The sequence below is a fragment of the Clostridium collagenovorans DSM 3089 genome (genome assembly GCF_900130005.1).
GTDB classification, from domain to species: domain Bacteria; phylum Bacillota; class Clostridia; order Clostridiales; family Clostridiaceae; genus Clostridium_D; species Clostridium_D collagenovorans.
In genome coordinates, this window is the sequence record NZ_FQXP01000009.1 from 85212 (window position 1) to 104701 (window position 19490).

General features: G+C 31.4%; 19 protein-coding genes. 1 reads left to right on the forward strand and 18 read right to left on the reverse strand.

Annotation, left to right across the window (positions count from 1 at the left end; genetic code table 11):
* Positions 1-35 precede the first annotated feature (35 nt).
* The 17 genes from yqfD to gpr form a co-directional block, all read right to left on the reverse strand.
* Positions 36-1193: a sporulation protein YqfD gene (yqfD, locus tag BUA48_RS11630; RefSeq protein ID WP_072832232.1), complete on the reverse strand. Its 1158-nt coding sequence runs from the start codon at positions 1191-1193 to the stop codon at positions 36-38.
* Positions 1186-1467, reverse strand: a complete 282-nt coding sequence (gene yqfC, locus BUA48_RS11635; protein WP_072832233.1) for a sporulation protein YqfC — start codon at positions 1465-1467, stop codon at positions 1186-1188. The genes yqfD and yqfC overlap by 8 nt, the downstream gene beginning before the upstream one ends.
* A 108-nt stretch (positions 1468-1575) precedes the next feature.
* The gene (locus BUA48_RS11640; RefSeq protein WP_072832234.1) at positions 1576-2022 is read right to left on the reverse strand and encodes a GatB/YqeY domain-containing protein; all 447 of its coding nucleotides are present in this window, start codon (positions 2020-2022) and stop codon (positions 1576-1578) included.
* Between the two features lie 24 nt (positions 2023-2046).
* On the reverse strand, positions 2047-2223 hold the full coding sequence (rpsU, locus tag BUA48_RS11645; protein WP_072832235.1) for a 30S ribosomal protein S21: 177 nt from the start codon (positions 2221-2223) through the stop codon (positions 2047-2049).
* A gap of 124 nt (positions 2224-2347) precedes the next feature.
* On the reverse strand, positions 2348-2692 hold the full coding sequence (locus tag BUA48_RS11650; protein ID WP_072832303.1) for a histidine triad nucleotide-binding protein: 345 nt from the start codon (positions 2690-2692) through the stop codon (positions 2348-2350).
* Between the two features lie 98 nt (positions 2693-2790).
* Positions 2791-4092, reverse strand: coding sequence for a tRNA (N(6)-L-threonylcarbamoyladenosine(37)-C(2))-methylthiotransferase MtaB (mtaB, locus tag BUA48_RS11655; RefSeq protein ID WP_072832236.1), 1302 nt, complete (start codon positions 4090-4092; stop codon positions 2791-2793).
* The gene (locus BUA48_RS11660; RefSeq protein ID WP_072832237.1) at positions 4092-4844 is read right to left on the reverse strand and encodes a 16S rRNA (uracil(1498)-N(3))-methyltransferase; all 753 of its coding nucleotides are present in this window, start codon (positions 4842-4844) and stop codon (positions 4092-4094) included. The genes mtaB and BUA48_RS11660 overlap by 1 nt, the downstream gene beginning before the upstream one ends.
* A gap of 13 nt (positions 4845-4857) precedes the next feature.
* Positions 4858-5799: a 50S ribosomal protein L11 methyltransferase gene (gene prmA, locus BUA48_RS11665; RefSeq protein WP_072832304.1), complete on the reverse strand. Its 942-nt coding sequence runs from the start codon at positions 5797-5799 to the stop codon at positions 4858-4860.
* A gap of 340 nt (positions 5800-6139) precedes the next feature.
* Complete coding sequence (gene dnaJ, locus BUA48_RS11670) at positions 6140-7279, reverse strand: molecular chaperone DnaJ (RefSeq protein WP_072832238.1); 1140 nt, start codon at positions 7277-7279, stop codon at positions 6140-6142.
* Between the two features lie 89 nt (positions 7280-7368).
* Positions 7369-9198 (reverse strand): molecular chaperone DnaK, encoded by a 1830-nt coding sequence (dnaK, locus tag BUA48_RS11675; RefSeq protein WP_072832239.1) that lies wholly within the window; start codon positions 9196-9198, stop codon positions 7369-7371.
* 305 nt (positions 9199-9503) lie between these two features.
* Entirely contained in the window at positions 9504-10130 is a 627-nt protein-coding gene (grpE, locus tag BUA48_RS11680) for a nucleotide exchange factor GrpE (protein ID WP_072832305.1), read from the reverse strand.
* A gap of 36 nt (positions 10131-10166) precedes the next feature.
* Entirely contained in the window at positions 10167-11204 is a 1038-nt protein-coding gene (hrcA, locus tag BUA48_RS11685) for a heat-inducible transcriptional repressor HrcA (RefSeq protein ID WP_072832240.1), read from the reverse strand.
* A gap of 286 nt (positions 11205-11490) precedes the next feature.
* Positions 11491-12618, reverse strand: coding sequence for a radical SAM family heme chaperone HemW (gene hemW, locus BUA48_RS11690; RefSeq protein ID WP_072832306.1), 1128 nt, complete (start codon positions 12616-12618; stop codon positions 11491-11493).
* 84 nt (positions 12619-12702) lie between these two features.
* Entirely contained in the window at positions 12703-14511 is a 1809-nt protein-coding gene (gene lepA / locus BUA48_RS11695; protein ID WP_072832241.1) for a translation elongation factor 4, read from the reverse strand.
* A gap of 200 nt (positions 14512-14711) precedes the next feature.
* Positions 14712-14966, reverse strand: coding sequence for a hypothetical protein (locus BUA48_RS11700; protein WP_072832242.1), 255 nt, complete (start codon positions 14964-14966; stop codon positions 14712-14714).
* Between the two features lie 50 nt (positions 14967-15016).
* Entirely contained in the window at positions 15017-16285 is a 1269-nt protein-coding gene (spoIIP, locus tag BUA48_RS11705) for a stage II sporulation protein P (RefSeq protein WP_072832243.1), read from the reverse strand.
* A 118-nt stretch (positions 16286-16403) separates the two neighbouring features.
* On the reverse strand, positions 16404-17381 hold the full coding sequence (gpr, locus tag BUA48_RS11710; RefSeq protein WP_072832244.1) for a GPR endopeptidase: 978 nt from the start codon (positions 17379-17381) through the stop codon (positions 16404-16406).
* A gap of 378 nt (positions 17382-17759) precedes the next feature.
* Between gpr and rpsT the strand changes: the two genes are divergently transcribed.
* Positions 17760-18023 (forward strand): 30S ribosomal protein S20, encoded by a 264-nt coding sequence (gene rpsT, locus BUA48_RS11715; RefSeq protein ID WP_072832245.1) that lies wholly within the window; start codon positions 17760-17762, stop codon positions 18021-18023.
* 408 nt (positions 18024-18431) lie between these two features.
* Here the strand turns inward: rpsT and holA are convergent, their stop codons facing one another.
* Positions 18432-19460 (reverse strand): DNA polymerase III subunit delta, encoded by a 1029-nt coding sequence (holA, locus tag BUA48_RS11720; RefSeq protein WP_072832246.1) that lies wholly within the window; start codon positions 19458-19460, stop codon positions 18432-18434.
* Positions 19461-19490 lie beyond the last annotated feature (30 nt).

Sequence of the window (19490 nt, forward strand, 5' to 3'; positions counted from 1 at the left end):
ATCCCACCTTTTTCTCTTAAAAACGTGACCTCTTTTTACTGCCCTGAGTTGCTATTTTCCATAGCCCTAGGCATTGATATATCTTCTTCTGCTATAATTAAAACTCTGACTTTATATACCCCTTCAGATTCTTCTTTATTTTCTCTTACCGTATCTACAATTTTTATTTTCTTATTGAAGTTTATAGTTATATCAGAATATAGTTTATCAGAAACCTCTTTTATTTTTTTTTCTATGTTTTCTTCACTTATATTCTCTTCTTTAACCTCATATAAATATTCACTTTTTATAAAAGAATCTGTTTTATCTATTTTATCATAATTATCAAAGTTATTTAACCCATTTTTTAGGTAAATTTTTTTACCAAATAAAGTTATATATTTATTCACTATAAAGTTTCCTGTTTTCACTCTTTTAGGCTGAGTTGTATCAATTATGGTTTCTCTTTCATAGTTTGTTTCAGCCTTTACACTACCCTCAGCATGAACTTCATAGGTTGATTCCTCTTTACCTTGAATTCCACTAACCAAAACATCTCCAGCATTTACAACATCCCCATCTTTAACTATTGCCGTACCGGATTTAGTATATACATTTTTTATAACACCATTCTTAACTGCTACTAAATCACAAGGTGTTGTATCATCCTCTATATTAGGAGGAGTTTGTTTTTCAGCTATTTTTATTTTTAGTCTAGTACCCTCAATTCTAGCCTTAGCCCATATTATCTCCTTATTTTGCTGACAAAGTAATTTCTCAATTTGAAATATATCTATCTTAGATTTTTTTATCCCTGGAACTATTCCATTATCCTTTAATAGCTGCCTTATTTCATAAGGAGATACAGCACTTTCCGTTGCTATGCTAACACTCCATAAATATGTAGACAAATAGTATGTTAAGGCTACAAGCAGAATAACACCTGCATATAGCACTGATCTTTTCTTAAGCTTTCTTTTATAGTAGGCACGTCCGCTTCTGCCTACTATATTAATTTTTATTTCCTCTTCCTCTGCAAATATCTTAACCCTCTCTAAATCCTTAGCTTCAATGTCTATGCAAATCGTGCTTATGTTTTCCTTTTTAAGATTCTCCACATAAACCTCTTCAATCCAAAGCCTATTTATAAAGTTTTCTGGATGTAAAGCTCTTATCTCTAGTCTAACAATATCCCTCTTAAACTTATTAAACATTGCAATAATGCACCCCCTTGAACTTACCACTTAAAGTTAGGGTGCTTCCTCCAAGGTATAATATCTCAAAGTTAGACCCCTCTATTACCAGCTCCCCATAGTTTGTGTCAATATGCACCTCAAAATCGCCAAAGGATATAATCCCCTTATGATTCTCTATAGTTATCTCTTTGTCAGCTATAACCGTTATTTTAGGGTCTCCTGATACTATCTCCTTAGGTATATCAATCTTTTTAGCTATTGCAACCTTAGCAGCTTCAAATTTACCACTCACACTATCACCTCATATTAATATTTCATAATTAATTTATGAGAGATTATGGAATTTAATTACTACTTTTTACGCGCAAAAAAGACTCAGTATAAAACTGAGTCTTTATTATTAGTTTAAATATTCTCTTACTAGTTTGCTTACAAGTTTACCATCTGCTTTACCTTTAGTCTTCGGTACAACGACAGACATAAGCTTACCCATATCCTTTGCACTACTTGCTCCTACTTCAATAGCTGATTCACGAATAACCTCAACTATCTCTTGTTGCGTCAACTGCTTAGGAAGGTATTCTAGTAAAATCTCTATTTCTTGCTGGGTTGCTTCAATTAAATCCTGCCTATTACCTTTAACAAACTCTTCAACTGATTCACGACGTTGTTTAACTTCTCTTGCTATAATCTCTATAACAGAGTTGTCATCAACCTGTGGACAGTTGCCACTTTTCTCAAGTTGTAGTATTGCAGCTCTTGCCATACTTAGAGTTGTCGCTCTGACTTTATCTTTAGCTTTAACAGCTGCCTTCCAATCATTTTGTAATAATTCTTTTAAGGACACTAAAACTTACCCTCTTTCACACTACTATTTTCTTTTTCTTCTCTTAGCAGCTTCTGATTTTTTCTTTCTTTTTACGCTTGGTTTTTCGTAGTGTTCTCTCTTTCTTACTTCAGCAAGAACCCCTGACTTAGCGCACTCTCTTTTAAATCTTTTTAAAGCACTTTCTAACGTTTCATTATCTCTTACTTTTACTTCTGACATTCTATATCCCTCCCTCCGCTAGCCATTTTGACTTAATTTTATCCAAATAAACGTAGGAATAAATAGTACGTTATAGATTATATACTATTTTGCTAGTTAGTGTCAACATTTATTTAAGAATTTACTAACAGGGTGGCCAATTTAATTTCTTTCCACCCATTAAATGAAAGTGTATGTGGAACACAGTTTGCCCACCATCTTCACCGCAATTATTTATTATTCTATAACCCTTGTCAGCTATTCCTAATTCCTTAGCAATTTTCTGTGCTGCGTAATAAACATCACCAATTACTTCTTTATTCTCTTCTGTTAGCTCATTTGCACTGCTTATGTGCTTCTTAGGAATTATAAGAACGTGAACTGGAGCTTCTGGATTTATATCCTTAAAAGCATAAACCTTCTCATCCTCATAAACTTTTTCTGAGGGAATTTCTCCCTTTAATATCTTACAGAATATACAGTTTTCCATTTTTTCACCCCCTTTTAAGTACCTTTTTATCTTCCTTAATTTTCTTCTTATACCATTATATAATCTCATATTTTTCACCAAACTAGCTGTTTTTACGCTTATATTATTTCGCCTATCATATGTTCTTCTTCTGATTTTTTTAGCTTAACTCTTTTTATTTTCCCCTGTAAATCTTCATGAGATTCAGCTAAAATCTTAATATAATTAGGAGTATATCCTTCATAAAATCCTTTATGTGAATTACTTTCTTGCTCAAATAAAACATCCATAGTACTGTCAATAAATTTATTCATAAAGCTTAATTCATTCTCTTTATTTAACTCTATTAACATATTACTTCTATGATCTTTTATCTTGCCGTCTACCTGCTCCTTCATAGTAGCAGCCTTAGTTCCTGTTCTAGGACTAAATTTAAATACATGAGTTTTAGATAATTTTATTTCCTTTAAGAATTCGTAAGTTTGTAAAAACTCCTCCTCAGATTCTCCTGGGAAACCAACTATTACATCCGTAGTAATAGACACATCTTTAATGTATTTTCTTAAATTATCTACAGAGTCCTTATATTCCATAGCACTGTAGTGTCTATTCATTCTCTTTAAAGTCTCATCACAACCACTTTGCATTGATAAATGGAAATGTGGACACATCTTATCTATTTCTGCTACTTTTTTAATTACTTCTTCTGTGAAAAATGTAGGGTCTATAGAGCCAATTCTTATTCTCTCTATACCATCTATTTTATTAATTTCTTCCAATACTGTGATTAAATTTATGTTTTTATCTAAATCCACACCATAAGAAGCTATATGTATACCAGATAATATTATCTCCTTAAATCCATGCTCTGCTAGCTTCTTAACTTCTTCAATTATCTTATCTGGAGTCTTGCTGCAAACAGCTCCTCTAGCAAAGGGAATTAAGCAATATGAACAAAATCTATTACATCCATCTTGAACCTTTAAGAAGGCTCTAGTTTTGTCCTGATATTCCTCTATATTAAGCTCATCAAAGGTTTTGTTCTTAAGTACATCATTAACCTTAACCTGTTGCTTTTGCTCTTCTCTAGCTCTATTAACCCAGTATACGACTTCGCTTTTATTTCTTGTGCCTAAAACTACATCTACACCTTCAATTTCACTTACTTCCTTTGATGCCACCTGAGAGTAACATCCTACAACAGCTATTATAGCCTCAGGATTCTTTCTTCTTGCTCTACTAATCATTTGTCTAGACTTTTTATCGCCCATATTAGTAACTGTACATGTATTGATTACATATACATCTGAGAACTCATCAAATTCAGTAACCTCATATCCTTCTTTTATAAACTTCTCTGACATAGCTTCCGATTCATATACATTAACTCGACAACCTAATGTTGCAAAGGCAACTTTCATTATATTTTTCCTCCTAAATCTCCTATCTCATACATAATCAAACTCAAACAAGTAAAACCAGCAGTTTCTGTTCTTAGAATTCTTGGACCTAAAGTAACAATATGTGCACCCTTGTCCTTAAGTTCTTCTATTTCACTTTCTTCAAAGCCACCCTCTGGTCCTATTATTATAGCCACAGTTTTTATTGCATCCTTATCCACATTTTTAAATACACCCTTTAAGCCGTATCCTTCAGCGTTTTCATAAGGCACAACAATTAAGTCACATAGCTCTAATTGAGACAAAAGCTCCTTAAAGTCTATAGGAGTATTTATCTTTGGTATTAAGCTTCTCTTGCTTTGTTTACAAGCCTCTAAAGCTATTCTGTTCCATCTATCAACCTTGTTAAATTCCTTTAAATCAGTTTTAACAACTACTCTTTCTGTAATTATAGGTGTTATAGTAGATATACCTAGTTCCGTAGCCTTCTGAGAAATTAAATCCATTTTAGTAGACTTCGGTAATCCCTGATATAAATGAACCTCAATAGGACTTTCATTATTAAGCTCCATTTTATGAGATATACTAACAACTACCTCTTTCTTAGTTATATCCTTTATTACACCTAAAAACTCTTCACCTTGGCAATTATTGATGCTAATCTCGTCACCCTCTGTAAGTCTTAAAACCTTATAAATATGTTTTACGTCGTCACCCTCAATAAAAGCTTCATTAGCTGTAAAATTCTCTATAGGGACAAAAAACTTATGCATAAATTACCTCTCTTTATTTTTCTACTTTAGCTACAACACAAACCCATTCGCCTTCAACATTTACTTCTTCAATAGTAAATCCGCAAGCAGAAAGCTTGTTTACAACATCTTCTTTTCTATCTAAAATTATTCCTGAGGAAATAAATCTTCCGCCTTCTTTAATAAAGCTCTTCACATCTTCAGCTAATAACATAATAATATCTGCAATAATATTAGCAACAATAACATCAGCTTTTCCTTGAACAACTTCCATAAGGTTACCATATCTAATATCAATGTTATTTATATCATTGAAGCTAACATTTTTCTTAGCTGAATCTACTGCTACTGGATCTAAGTCAACACCTATAACCTCTTTAGCACCTAATTTTGCAGCTGCTATACCTAAAATTCCTGAACCTGTTCCAATATCAAAAACAGTAGAATCTTGCTTTGTATACTTTTCAAGAGCTTTTATACACATTCTTGTAGTTTCGTGAGTTCCAGTACCAAAAGCCATACCTGGATCTAACTCTAATACTAGTTCATCCTCTTTTTTCTCATACTCTTCCCATATAGGTTTTACAACAACCTTTTGTCCAACCTTAGTAGGCTTATAGTATTTCTTCCAGTTATTTTCCCAATCTTCTTCATTAACTTTACAAGCAGATACTATGCCATCCCCCTTAGAAAAACCAAATTTTTCTAGAGAATCAACACTTTCTTCTATGTACTTTAAATAGCCGTCAAAGTTCTCATCATGTTTAAAATAACCCTTAATAACAGCACCAGTAGTTAAACTACATAAGCTCTCATCAAAGTAATCCCATTCACCCTTGCTTTTCTTCTTAAACTCTATATCCTCTGAATCTAAAATTGATACACCCTTTACTCCAGTGTTATAAAAAAATCCTGAAACAGCTTCAACAGCTTCACTACTAGTTACAACCGTAACTTCCATCCATTCTTTATCCATCATGAATAATCACCTCTATGTAAATTAATTTAGTTTCTATATGTACTTTGCAATATTAAATCTCAATCCTCGTAATTTACTACATATTAAATTTCTTTATCCTATTAAAATATAGATAAAGTTTATTTAATGCAAGATATAAATGTAAATTCTAAAAAATATATATTGCATAAAGCAATTTTAAATTTAATCCTTTCTCAAATAATAAGGATAATATTATATAATAATGCCTTTTTATATTTAATGCAATGCTATTTTAAGTATAACCTTATGACTGCAATTGTCAATAATCTATACATTAATAAAGTCTACCCCTTATTAACAAGAAGTAGACTTAGTTTTATTTTTTACTTTTAAATATTTTATGCTTTTTAGTATCTTCAATATGAGATACATCTTCTCCGCTAGCTCTCATGAACTCTTTCATTGCTGCTTTTTGTTCATCATTTAGGTTCTTAGGAATCTCAACTACTACTTTAACATATTGATCTCCTCTTCCCCCTCCATTTACTCTTGGAACACCTTTATTCTTAAGTCTAAATACTGTTCCTGACTGAGTTCCTGCTGGCACTTTATATTTAACTTCTCCATCAACTGTTGGAACGTCAATTTCAACACCTAATACAGCATTACCTATACTTATCTTTTCTTCTATATAGATATCTATTCCCTTTCTTTGGAATCTACTGTGTGGTGATACAAAGATATTTACATATATATCTCCGTTTGGTCCACCATTAGTTCCTGGATTACCATATCCTCTTAATGGAATTACGTTTCCAGTATCAACTCCTGCTGGAACCTTTATGCTTATAACCTTTTGCTCTCTTACTTGTCCTGTTCCTCTACATGTAGTACATGGATCTTTAATTACCTGACCTGTTCCTCTACACTTATCACAAGTAGTTTGTGTTGCAAAAGTACCAAATGGAGTTTTCTTTTGGCTCATCACAGTACCACTACCATTACATTTATCACAAGTAGTAGGTTTAGCACCATCTTTTCCACCTGTTCCACCACAAGCACTACATTTTTCATTTTTATTTACTTTTAAATCTTTATCCACACCAAATACAGCTTCTTCAAAAGTTAGGTTTAGATTTACTTCTAAATCCGATCCCTTTCTTGGGGCATTAGGGTTTCTTCTAGAAGAGAATCCTCCTCCAAATCCACCGAAACCTCCAAAGATATCTCCGAATATATCACCTAAATCGCCCATGTCAAAGCCGCCGCCACCAAAGCCACCTTCAAATCCATTGAAATCAGCAGTTCCATATTGATCATATCTTGCTCTCTTCTCTGAATCTGTTAGTACTTGATAAGCTTCATTTATTTCTTTAAACTTTTCTTCCGCTTCTTTATCATCAGGATTTCTATCCGGATGATATTTTAATGCTAATTTTTTAAAGGCCTTTTTTATATCAGCTTCTGTAGCATCTTTACTTATTCCAAGAACCTCATAGTAATCCTTACTTGCCATGTTATAATTTCACCACCTATTTGTATTTAAACCTAAATTAAGGGAAGGGTATCTACCCATTCCCTTAATTAAATGTCACTCTGTCTATTTTACTTTTCTTCAAACTCAGCGTCAACTACATTATCGTTGTTGTTTTGAGAAGCACCTTGCATATCCTCTGGGTTCATTCCTGCACCTTGTGGATTTGCATCAGCGTATAATTTTGAAGAAATAGCGTAGAACTCTTGAGTTAAGTCTTCTGTAGCCTTTTTAATAGCTTCTAAATCTTCGCCATCTTTTACAGCTTTTACAGCATTAACTTTTTCTTCAACTTTAGCTTTATCTTCAGCAGTAACCTTGTCACCTAAGTCAGTTAAAGCTTTTTCAGTTTGATATACTATTTGGTCAGCATTATTTTTAATTTCTATAGATTCTTTTCTCTTCTTATCTTCAGCTTCGAATCTCTTAGCTTCATCTACAGCCTTTTGAACTTCATCATCAGATAAGTTTGTTGAAGCTGTAATAGTGATGTTAGCTTCTTTACCAGTTCCTTTATCCTTAGCAGTTACGTTAACGATACCGTTGGCATCTATATCAAAAGTAACTTCGATTTGAGGAATTCCTCTTGGAGCTGGAGCTATTCCTGATAATGTAAATGTACCTAAAGTCTTGTTGTCACTAGCCATTTGTCTTTCACCTTGAACAACGTGAATTTCAACTGATGTTTGACCATCTGCAGCTGTTGAGAACACTTGACTCTTCTTAGCTGGAATAGTTGTATTTCTTTCTATTAATGGAGTTGCTACTCCTCCTAATGTTTCGATACCTAATGTTAATGGAGTTACGTCTAATAATAATACGTCTTTAACGTCTCCTGTTAATACACCAGCTTGGATTGCAGCACCAACAGCTACACATTCATCTGGGTTAACTCCTTTTGAAGGCTCTTTGCCCATGAAGTTTTTAACTGCTTCTTGAACAGCTGGTATTCTTGTTGAACCACCAACTAAGATAACCTTATCTACACCTGATTTATCTAAACCAGAATCTCTTAAAGAGTTTTTAATTGGCTCTATAGTAGCTTCTACTAAGTCATGAGTTAACTCATTGAATTTAGCTCTTGTTAAAGTCATATCAATGTGTTTTGGACCTGTAGCATCAGCTGTTATAAATGGTAAGTTTATGTTTGTTTGAGTTGATGAAGATAACTCAATCTTAGCTTTTTCAGCAGCTTCTTTTAATCTTTGAAGAGCCATCTTATCTTGTCTTAAATCAATACCATTTTGAGCTTTAAAGTCTTCAGCAATGTAGTTCATGATTCTTTCGTCGAAATCATCTCCACCTAATTTAGTGTTACCATTTGTTGATAAAACTTCGAATACACCATCACCTAATTCAAGGATAGATACGTCAAATGTACCACCACCTAGGTCATATACAAGGATTTTTTGGTTTGTATCCATTTTATCTAATCCATATGCAAGAGCAGCAGCAGTTGGCTCGTTGATTATTCTTCTAACATTTAAGCCTGCTATTTTACCAGCATCCTTAGTTGCTTGTCTTTCACTGTCATTAAAGTAAGCTGGAACTGTGATAACTGCTTCTGTTACTGGCTCACCTAAGAAAGCTTCAGCATCAGCTTTGATTTTTTGAAGAACCATAGCTGAAATTTCTTGTGGTGTATAGTCTTTACCATCTATTGTTGTCTTATGGTTAGTACCCATATGTCTTTTTATTGATATTATTGTTTTATCTGGATTTGTAATTGCTTGTCTTTTTGCAACTTGCCCAACTAATCTTGAACCGTCAGCTTGGAAAGAAACAACTGATGGAGTAGTTCTTGCACCCTCAGAGTTTGCTATTACTACTGGATCTCCACCTTCCATAACAGCTACACATGAATTTGTTGTACCTAAGTCAATTCCTATAATTTTTGCCATTTTAATTTCCTCCTGATAACTAATTTATCTATATTATTTTACTTGTTTTGCTTGTTTCTATTACAATTTATTAAAATTTATTAAATTCGCTTATTATAATACTAATTACTCTTATTTATAATTAAATTTATTTAGTACATACTTTGCAATATTAAATCTACATCATCTTAATTTATTACATATTAAATTTCTTATCCTATAAAATATAAATGAAGCTTATTTAATGCAAGATATATAATTAAAATTAAAGCTAAATATAATTAAGATTATTTATTAGTTATATAAGCAAAATATTTTTTAAGTGCTTAGTTAGCAACCTTAACCATGCTATATCTTAAGACCTTATCGCCTCTTTTATAGCCCTTTAAGAAAACCTCTACTATTTGGTTTGCACCAAGTGAGCTGTCTTCTATATGCATTACAGCATTGTGTAAGTTAGGATCAAATTCTCCTTCTGACTCAACCTCTTCAACATTAAGTTTTACAAGTGAATCTTTAAATCCTCTTATTACCATTTCTATTCCTGTTTTGAAATCTTCAATGTCACCACCTACAGCAACTGATCTCTCTAAGTTATCTAAAACTGGTAAAAACTCTTTTAAAACATCTGCACATGCATCTGTGTAAATATTTTCTTTTTCTTTATTAGTTCTTTTTCTAAAATTATCATACTCTGCACTAAGCTTTATAAATCTATCGCCAGCAGTTTCTAATTTATTATTTAAAAGCTTCACCTCTTCTTCAAGAGCTGCAACTTTATCCTTTAAAACTTTTGTAAAGTCTAGTACTTCCTCTGAAGTCTCTTCTGAAGTTGCTTCTGTTTCCTCAATACACTCTTCAGTAGCTGCGTCGCATCCTACTTCAAATTCTGTTGAAGTATTCTCCTTGCATTCTTCATTTAACTTTGATTCTTTGTTATCCACCACTTGAATCCTCCATTCTAATTTCAAAGTCAGCTTTTAAACTAACTATTTATTTTTGTAAATATCCTCCATATTGATATTTAACTCTTTTACGATTTTACCTAATATGGATATTACCTTATCATATTGCATTCTAGTAGGCCCAACAACACCAATTACACCTAATGGTCTATCATGTATACTGTAAGTTGCAGTTATTACACTACAATCTCTTGCTTCAGCTAAGTAATTCTCAGCACCTATGCTTATTGCTATACCATCTTCCTTTTCTCTACTACTTAATAACATATCCACATTGTGCTCATTGTTTATAAATTGTATGAACTCTCTTGCTTTATCTATGTTATTGTATTCAGGATAGTTAAATATGTTAGTAAATCCTTCAGTATAAACCTTAGAAGTTTCTGTGGATTTTAAACTTTCATATAATGCAGGTATAAGCGCATTAAATATATCATCATGACCTCTTAAGTCTCTCTGAAGATTATTTATAACCTCCAAATCCATTTCATCTATTGTTAATCCTACAATTCTTCTATTTATTAAAACATTTAATCCATTTATAGAACTTTCCTCTACCGGACTAAAAACTCTTATTACATTGTTTTTAATAACTCCAGTATCAGTAACTATAACAGTTAAAATATTGTATGGATCAATAAAGACTAATTGTATTTGTTTTATATAGGCTTTTCTTATTGATGGAGTTTTTACTATACATGCTAACTCAGTCAATTCAGAAAGTATTTTAGTGGCTTCTATAATTAAATTCTCCACTTCATATATTGCTGAAGTAAATACCTTTTGCTTAATCAAAATCTCATCTTCAGCACTTATATTTCTTCGCTTCATAAGTTTGTCAACATACAGCCTATATCCTAGGTCTGAAGGTATCCTACCCGATGAACTGTGGAGTTGCTCAATATAGCCTAAATCTTCTAAATCAGCCATTTCATTTCTGATAGTAGCGGGGCTAACCCCTAAGTCATACTTTTTAGCTATTGTTCTAGAACCTATAGGCTCTCCAGTTTGAATATAATCCTTTATAATAGCCTCTAGAATTTTTAATTTTCTATCGTCCACTTACTACCACCTCTTTATTAGCACTCATTAACCTCGAGTGCTAATTGCTATGTTTAAAAAATATCACTTTTTTAAAACCTTGTCAAAAATATATTTTCTTTATTTTTGATTGTTTATAGCTTTGTTTTAAATTTATCTCAATATTTCTCTTAATATCTCTTATTTTTTCTTTCTTACGCTATTTTATACCAAAAAGAAAAAGGCTATTAATAAAATTTACACCTTATTAATAACCTTTTTCTTTTATTTACAAAATATGATGATTTTCTTACCATATTTTTATACTTTATCTATCTATAATAAAGTCTGCCATTACCACATTAGAAACTTCTATGCCTTTAGTTGTTAATTTCACATATCCTTCTGAATCCTGTAGTAAGTTTAAGTCTTTATATTTTTCAATTACTTCTTTATATACATCATAAATATCAACATTGAATCTTTGATTAAATTCCTTAATACTAATTCCTTGTATCTTTCTAAGACCTAAGAACATAAACTCTTCCATATCATCCTCTAAGGTATTTTTACTTTTAGTTATAATAGGACTGTTTTGTTCATTCATCATCTTTATATATTCTTTTATATTCTCACAATTATTAAATCTCTCACCATTATAATAAGAATGTGCAGCAACACCACACCCTATATAATTTTCTAAGTTCCAATAAACTAAGTTATGTCTACATTCCTTACCCTTCTTACAGTAATTAGAGATTTCATACTGCTCATATCCATTTTCTCTTAAGATATTCTTAGTTAAGGAATACATGTCTCTTTCTGTATCTTCATTAGGAAGCTTTAATAAATTCTTTTCATATAAATTATAAAAAGCTGTGTTCTCTTCTATTATCAAGCTATAGCAAGATATGTGATCTGGATTTAAAGTCATAGCTTCTCTCAAAGTCTCTATCCACTTTTCTAAGCTTTGATTAGGAAGCCCGAACATTAAGTCCATATTTATATTTTCAACACCCATTTTTCTTGCCATATAATAACTTTCTTTAAAGTCTTCTGCACTATGAATTCTTCCTATACTCTTCAAAAGATTATCATCAAAGGATTGAAGTCCTATACTCAATCTATTCATGCCCATTTCTTTAAAAATTTTAAGTTTCTCCTCTGTAAAAGTACCTGGATTCCCTTCCACAGTAAACTCTAGAGTTTTGGAGTACTTTAATTTTTTCATAGTATTTTTTAAAAGCTCTAAGGCTTCAATAGATAAATAAGTAGGTGTTCCCCCACCAATAAAAACTGTTTCTATTTCTATATCCTTATATGCTTCAATTTCCTTGCATAAGGCTTCTGTATATTCCTTCATATACTTTTCAGCTCCTGCAAAGGAAGCAAAATCACAGTATAAACACTTTTGCTTACAAAAAGGTATGTGTATATATAACGCTGTTTTCTCTATTTTAATCACCTTATTTCATTTTAATATAAAATTAGAGGAAGTTAATACTCCCTCTAATTGTGTAATCTTAATTTAGTTTTAAGTTTATTCGTCTAATTTAAGTACTGCCATGAATGCTTCTTGTGGCACTTCTACGCTACCAACCTGTCTCATTCTCTTCTTACCTTGTTTTTGTTTCTCTAGAAGTTTTTTCTTTCTTGAAATATCTCCACCATAACACTTAGCAAGTACGTCTTTTCTCATAGCCTTAATTGTTTCTCTTGCTATTACCTTAGCACCTACTGTTGCTTGAATTGGAATTTCAAACATCTGTCTTGGGATTATATCCTTTAACTTCTCAGCCATGATTCTACCTCTGTTATATGCCCTTTCTTCAGGCACTATCATTGATAGAGCATCGACCTTTTCTTTATTTAACATAATATCAAGCTTAACAAGTTTAGTTTGAGTGTATCCCTTCATTTCATAATCAAAGGATGCATAACCTCTTGTTCTTGATTTTAAAGCATCAAAGAAATCGTAAATGATTTCATTTAACGGTATATCGTAATTGATTACAACTCTTGTTGTATCAATATATTGCATATCAAGGAATACTCCTCTTCTGTCTTGGCATAGATCCATAATAGCTCCAACATAATCTGAAGGAGTTATGATTGAAGCCTTAACAACTGGCTCTTCCATGTGTTTTATTTCTGATGGTTCTGGAAGATTAGTTGGGTTAGTTATTTCAATCATCTCGTCGTTAGTTTTATACACCTTGTAAACAACGGAAGGTGCTGTAGTTATGATATCTATATCAAATTCTCTTTCTATTCTCTCTTGAATTATTTCTAAGTGTAATAATCCTAAGAATCCACATCTAAATCCAAAGCCTAAAGCTATAGAAGTCTCTGGTTCAAAGGCTAAGGCAGCATCATTTAACTGAAGTTTTTCTAAAGCTTCCTTTAACTCCTCATAGTCAGCTCCATCTACTGGATAAATACCACTGAATACCATTGGTACTGCTGGTCTATATCCCTCTAAAGCATTTTCTGTTGGATTAGCTGCATCTGTTATAGTATCACCAACACGTGCATCTCTTACGTTTTTAATAGAAGCTGCTATGTATCCAACATCACCAGCTTTTAATTCTCCTATTGACATAGGTCCTGGTGTAAATACTCCAACCTCAACTACATCATAGGATTTTCCTGATGCCATGAATTTAATTTTGCTTCCCTTTTTAACAGAGCCATCAATAACTCTTACGTAACTTACTACACCCTTATAACTATCATAATAAGAGTCAAATACTAAACATTTTAATGGAGCCTCTTCATCTCCAGTAGGTGCAGGTATTTTTTCAACCACTGATTCTAAAACATCTTCTATATTTAAGCCTGTTTTAGCAGAAATTAAAGGTGCATCTGATGCATCAAGACCTATAATGTCCTCTATTTCTTTTTTCACTTCATCTGGTCTAGCACTTGGTAAGTCTATTTTGTTTATAACAGGTGCTATTTCTAAATCATTATCAACTGCTAAATAACAGTTAGCTAAAGTTTGAGCCTGTATACCTTGAGTTGCATCAACAACAAGTACAGCACCTTCACAAGCTGCTAAACTTCTTGATACCTCATAGTTAAAGTCTACATGCCCTGGAGTATCTATTAAATTTAATATGTACTCATTTCCATCCTTTGCAGTGTATACTAATCTAGCTGCTTGGGACTTTATAGTTATTCCTCTTTCTCTTTCAAGCTCCATATTATCAAGAACCTGTTGCTCCATCTCTCTAGATGTAAGTGTTCCTGTTTTTTCTAGTAATCTATCTGCTAAAGTAGATTTACCATGGTCTATGTGAGCTATTATACAGAAGTTTCTTATACGTTCTTGTCTATTACTCTGCATAACTTCTACCCCCGATTCTATTTATTTATGAATATTATAATTTACAAAACTATCTTAAATTAAATTAGTTTTATTTCAAAAGCCACAGTTTAAAAAGGATTGCTTTACTATATTTTTACGCAATCATTCAAATTATATCATAAAATCAAGAGTTCTTGTCAACGTTTTTTGTTATATAAACCGAATTAGCTATCTATTTATCAATCTCTATTGAATACATTTACAATGTCTCTTGTGATCTTAGTTATTCCGCTACCATCAAATTTAAAATAATAATCTCCAAAATCTACAGCAAAGGTGAAGGGGTCTTTTTCCAAATATACCTTTAATCCATCATACTCGTAGCTTTGAGATAAATTTCTAGTTACTCTTATATTTACAACAGTTATACCTGTTACCATAATCAAAAATGCAAAAACAACCACAGCAAAGATTTTACCTCTTTGTTTGTTCATAAAAAAAAGCACCTCCTTAATATTTAAAGGATGTACTTTTTTGGTAATTTCTATTCATTTACATCAGCAATATATTTAGCAATTACTGTAGCAAGATATTTGCCTGTATTTTTAGTTTCAGAAATATCATTAATCATTGATCCAACTTCTAAAACAGCTAACTTAGGACTCTTATCTTGGCTAAAGTGTAGTATTCCCCCTGTTTTATAATGATAAATCTTATTACTTCTTATAAATCCAGGATAAATACTTTCAGAAGTATCTATAAGCTTATTAAGAATATTCATATGCTCAGGATGATTAGGACTAGTATCATCTGTAACAAACATATATCTAGCAGTATTTTCTCCATTTATATTACAAACTAATTCCTTTTTATTTGGAGAAGAGTCCCTGTGAAGGTCGATTATTAAATCATAATCATTGTATTTGTTTAATTGATCTGTAATTACCTCACTTGATCTATAATAAGATGCATTGTAGTCCAAGTCATTAACAGTTTTATCATGAACCACCTTAACTCCATACTTTTCAGTAAGTGTTGAGGTTAAAACATCAGCAACTGCGACAACAGAGTTTTCAAGGCTATCTGCATAAGGTTTATCTGGTAGATATCCCTCATGAGTATGTGTGTGATAAATAAGTACTCTTGGTTTATCCTTATCCTTTAAGTTTTTTTCAAGAGCAGCCTTTATCTTTATATCTATGTCAGTATCAACATTTTCTATTTTAACTATGTCCTCTTCACTTAAATTAAAAGAAGTAATACCCTTTAAATCTTCCTCGCTCAATTGTCTATCATGCTCATCACAAGAATCATTTGAAGCAATTCTAGCACCGTCACTAAAGCAAGAAACTTCCTTTGCCATTATAGATAAAGGATTATTTAAATCAATACCCATAAAGTCTAATAGATTTTGTATTATGCCACTTTTGCCATTGCTCCCATTTAAATATGGCATATTAAAACCAATCATATTTTCATACTTGCCTTGTTCCATCCTAATGAGATTAGTTTCAGCATTAATAACTGGATTAGGCGAAAATAATATTACAACTATGAGTATGGTTACTATATTAAAATATATTACAAACTTACTCTCTCTCTTAGGACCTTTTCTTTTCTTGTTATTATTATAATTAAATTTATAATTGTTGCCAGGGCTTGACCATTTATTTTTTAAATTTTCAAGTTCATATGGTAATTTTATCCTCTTTATTTTATTTAATATCGAAGTTAAATCTTTACTATTGAACCTTTCATTTAAGAATTTCTTTATTTCCTGTAGTAACATTATTTTTCCACTTTTGTTTTTCATATTTATCCCCCCATATCAACGAATTTAGGACTTATATATTAAAATATATGAGGGGATAACTTTTTTATTACTTCTTTTTAGGAAAGGTTCATTAACATTTTGTGAACTTTAGTCACAGCTAATTAATAAAGTTATTTATGTCCTCTAAGCTTAGGGATGGTTGAAGAGATATATTAATTCCTCCAGCTATTATTTTAGATACAGAATCAATTATCATATCTACATCCTTTGGAGTAACCATTAAATCTCCTACTTTTGGATCTAATACTTCCTTCATTAATTGCTCTTTATCACTACTTTCCATTTCCTTTAACATCTTGTAGAACTCACTACCTTCTGTAGCATTTTTAATTAAATCCTCTAAAACTAAATCAATTGTGTCATTAGCCAAGGTTGCTGCATCAACTACAGTTGGCACGCCAATTGCAAGTACAGGTATTCCTAAGGTTCTTTCACTTAGTTCCATTCTCTTGTTACCAACGCCAGCACCTGGAGATATTCCTGTATTGCTTACTTGAATTGTTCTATTAACTCTTTCTGTTTTTCTTGAAGCCAAGGCATCAACACATATAACTAAATCAGGTTTAGTTTTCTCTATTATTCCTCTTATAACTTCCCCTGTTTCCATTCCTGTTAATCCAAGCACTCCCGGTGCAATAGCACAAACTGGTCTTATTTCTTCATCTATACTATCTGGTACTAATTGTTTTAAATGTCTTGTTATCATTATTTGAGAAACAACCTTAGGGCCAATAGCATCAGGTGTTATGTTCCAGTTTCCTAAACCTACAACTAAAGCAGTCATACTTTCATCTAATTTTATAAGAGGTTTCATGGCTCTTGAAAGCACTCTACTTACTTCTTCCTTAGAGTCATTATCATAATGCACAATAATCGGCATATCTATGGTAATATAATCTCCCTTTGGTTTACCCATGGCAAGTTCACCATCATTATCTAATATTTTTACATGAGTAACCTTCATTGCTCCATCTCTATATTCCTTAACCTCTGTACCAGGTATTTCTTCAACAGAGTTTTTCTCTTTATACATTTCTTGTGCTTCTATAGCCAAATCCGTTCTAATACTTCCCACAATATTTCCTCCTTTGAATAAACTCTTTATTACCTTTAGTTACAATATATCTATTATGTCTTTCTTATTTTTTCCTAATCTCTTTAATGTATACTGTTATATTATTTTAATTCTGCTTTTTCATATATAATTTTTCAAAACTTCAATAACACCTACAAAGTCTATTACTTTAACCCTTGTTATTTATATATAAATCTTCATCTTTATATGGAAATTCTCATGACTTTAATCTTATCTACAAATAATATTAATTAAGTTTGGATTTTCTATTGAAGTCTTGTAAATTTAATGCTATAATATCACGTGTTATATGAACTCGTACGTGATTCCCCAAAAGCTGCGTACACAGTTATAATAAAATAAGGTGGTGAACACATAATGGCAAACTCAAGATCAGCTAAAAAGAGAATTAAAGTAAACGCTACTAAAGCTCTTGCAAATAAAATGGTTAAATCTGCATTAAAAACTTCTATAAAGAATTTCGAAGTTTCAGTTGTTGCAGGTAACAAAGAAGAAGCTACAGCTAAATTAACTTTAGCAGTTAAAGCTATTGATATGGCTTGTGCTAAAAACATTCTACATAAGAACAAAGCTTCAAGAGATAAATCAAGACTTGCTGCTAAGTTAAATGCTATGGCATAGTGGAATATAGACCGGTATTTTATACCGGTTGTTGTTTTTTATAGAGTGTTTTTTAGTTGCTTATATGAAGTAAGCTCTTTATTAACTCTATAAAAAACAAATAAGGTGGACATTTTGTCCACCTTATTTTATTTCCAGCTTTATAAACTTTTCTCTTTTATTAATATAGTTCCTAGATAATCTTATAGCATTCCAATTTGTATATTCTTATTTAAACTACCCTATTATAATTTCATAAACTTTTTATTTAGATCGCTATAGCCTCTACTTAACCTTATTTATGTATTCTTATATATCTATCTCAACAATGATTCTTCATCATACTTAGAAATAACTGTTATTAAATAAACCTTGTTGCAATTAAAAATGTACATTTTAAATTGAGGCTTTTATATTTAGCTATTTCATTTACCTTACTACAGTCATTATATTTATTAGCAAAGTTTCAAGCTCAACCTTTTCATCAATTGTTCTGCTTTTCAATCTTCCCTCAGTAATTAAACATTGTTCTAAAATTTTAACTATGTTTTTATCACTAAACTTTCTACTTTGAGCAATTAATTTTTCACAAACATAAGGATGTAAAGACATTTCACTTGCTATAGTATCCTTATTTTTACCTTGATTAAGACGCAGCTTTATATTAAGTATCTGTTCAAATCTTTTTCCTATGCTACTTAAAATAAAATTCCACTTTTCACCCTTAAATAATATCTCATCTAATACATCAAGAGCATTTTTAAGTCTTTTCTCCCCAATGTAATCTATTAAATCAAAAATGTGACTTTCAGACCTTTGAGGCATTAAAACAAGTACATCCTCCCTTGTAACCCCTCTTCCTTCAGTGTAAGCACATAATTTAGCTATTTCATTATTTATAATTTCCATATTATTATCTACTTCATTACAAAATAAAGTTAAAGCATTTTGCTCTATTTTCTTATGATTTTGATCAAATATCTTTTTAACCTTAGCTTTTAACTCTCCACCCCTTAATTTCTCAACAGAAACCACAGTGGCATTCTTTTCAAGAGCCTTCAACTTAGGATTTATTCTATCCTTATCCGATGAAAAAAGATAATACATAACAAGAATACAATGCTTAGGCATATTACTTATGTATTTTTTTATTTCATCAAGTTTCTTTTCATCTTCCTTATTTCCACCACTTTTTAGAAACTTACATCTGTATACCATAACCACCTTTTTATCACTCATAAAAGGCAGTGTTTCACAGGCATTAATAACATCTATTATCTGTGCATTTTCCCCGTCAAACTCAACATAATTCAAATCCTTAAAAGTAGGATCTACATTACAATCAATTATCTTTTTCAAAGATTCCTTTATTAAATTTTCATCTACTCCACCTAAGATATAACAGCTATCAAAATTCTTTTTATCTAACTTTGCACTTAGTTCACTTAGTTTTATCAAAGTATCACTCCCATTTATCCTCACATAATA

Bases quoted from the DNA above. Each gene is read 5' to 3' on its own strand.
- yqfD (WP_072832232.1), bottom strand. From the start codon at position 1,193: ATGTTTAATAAGTTTAAGAGGGATATTGTTAGACTAGAGATAAGAGCT.
- BUA48_RS11650 (WP_072832303.1), bottom strand. From the start codon at position 2,692: ATGGAAAACTGTATATTCTGTAAGATATTAAAGGGAGAAATTCCCTCA.
- prmA (WP_072832304.1), bottom strand. From the start codon at position 5,799: ATGGATAAAGAATGGATGGAAGTTACGGTTGTAACTAGTAGTGAAGCT.
- BUA48_RS11700 (WP_072832242.1), bottom strand. From the start codon at position 14,966: ATGAACAAACAAAGAGGTAAAATCTTTGCTGTGGTTGTTTTTGCATTT.
- lepA (WP_072832241.1), bottom strand. From the start codon at position 14,511: ATGCAGAGTAATAGACAAGAACGTATAAGAAACTTCTGTATAATAGCT.
- mtaB (WP_072832236.1), bottom strand. From the start codon at position 4,092: ATGAAAGTTGCCTTTGCAACATTAGGTTGTCGAGTTAATGTATATGAA.
- dnaK (WP_072832239.1), bottom strand. From the start codon at position 9,198: ATGGCAAAAATTATAGGAATTGACTTAGGTACAACAAATTCATGTGTA.
- dnaJ (WP_072832238.1), bottom strand. From the start codon at position 7,279: ATGGCAAGTAAGGATTACTATGAGGTTCTTGGAATAAGTAAAGATGCT.
- rpsU (WP_072832235.1), bottom strand. From the start codon at position 2,223: ATGTCAGAAGTAAAAGTAAGAGATAATGAAACGTTAGAAAGTGCTTTA.
- BUA48_RS11660 (WP_072832237.1), bottom strand. From the start codon at position 4,844: ATGCATAAGTTTTTTGTCCCTATAGAGAATTTTACAGCTAATGAAGCT.
- rpsT (WP_072832245.1), top strand. From the start codon at position 17,760: ATGGCAAACTCAAGATCAGCTAAAAAGAGAATTAAAGTAAACGCTACT.
- spoIIP (WP_072832243.1), bottom strand. From the start codon at position 16,285: ATGAAAAACAAAAGTGGAAAAATAATGTTACTACAGGAAATAAAGAAA.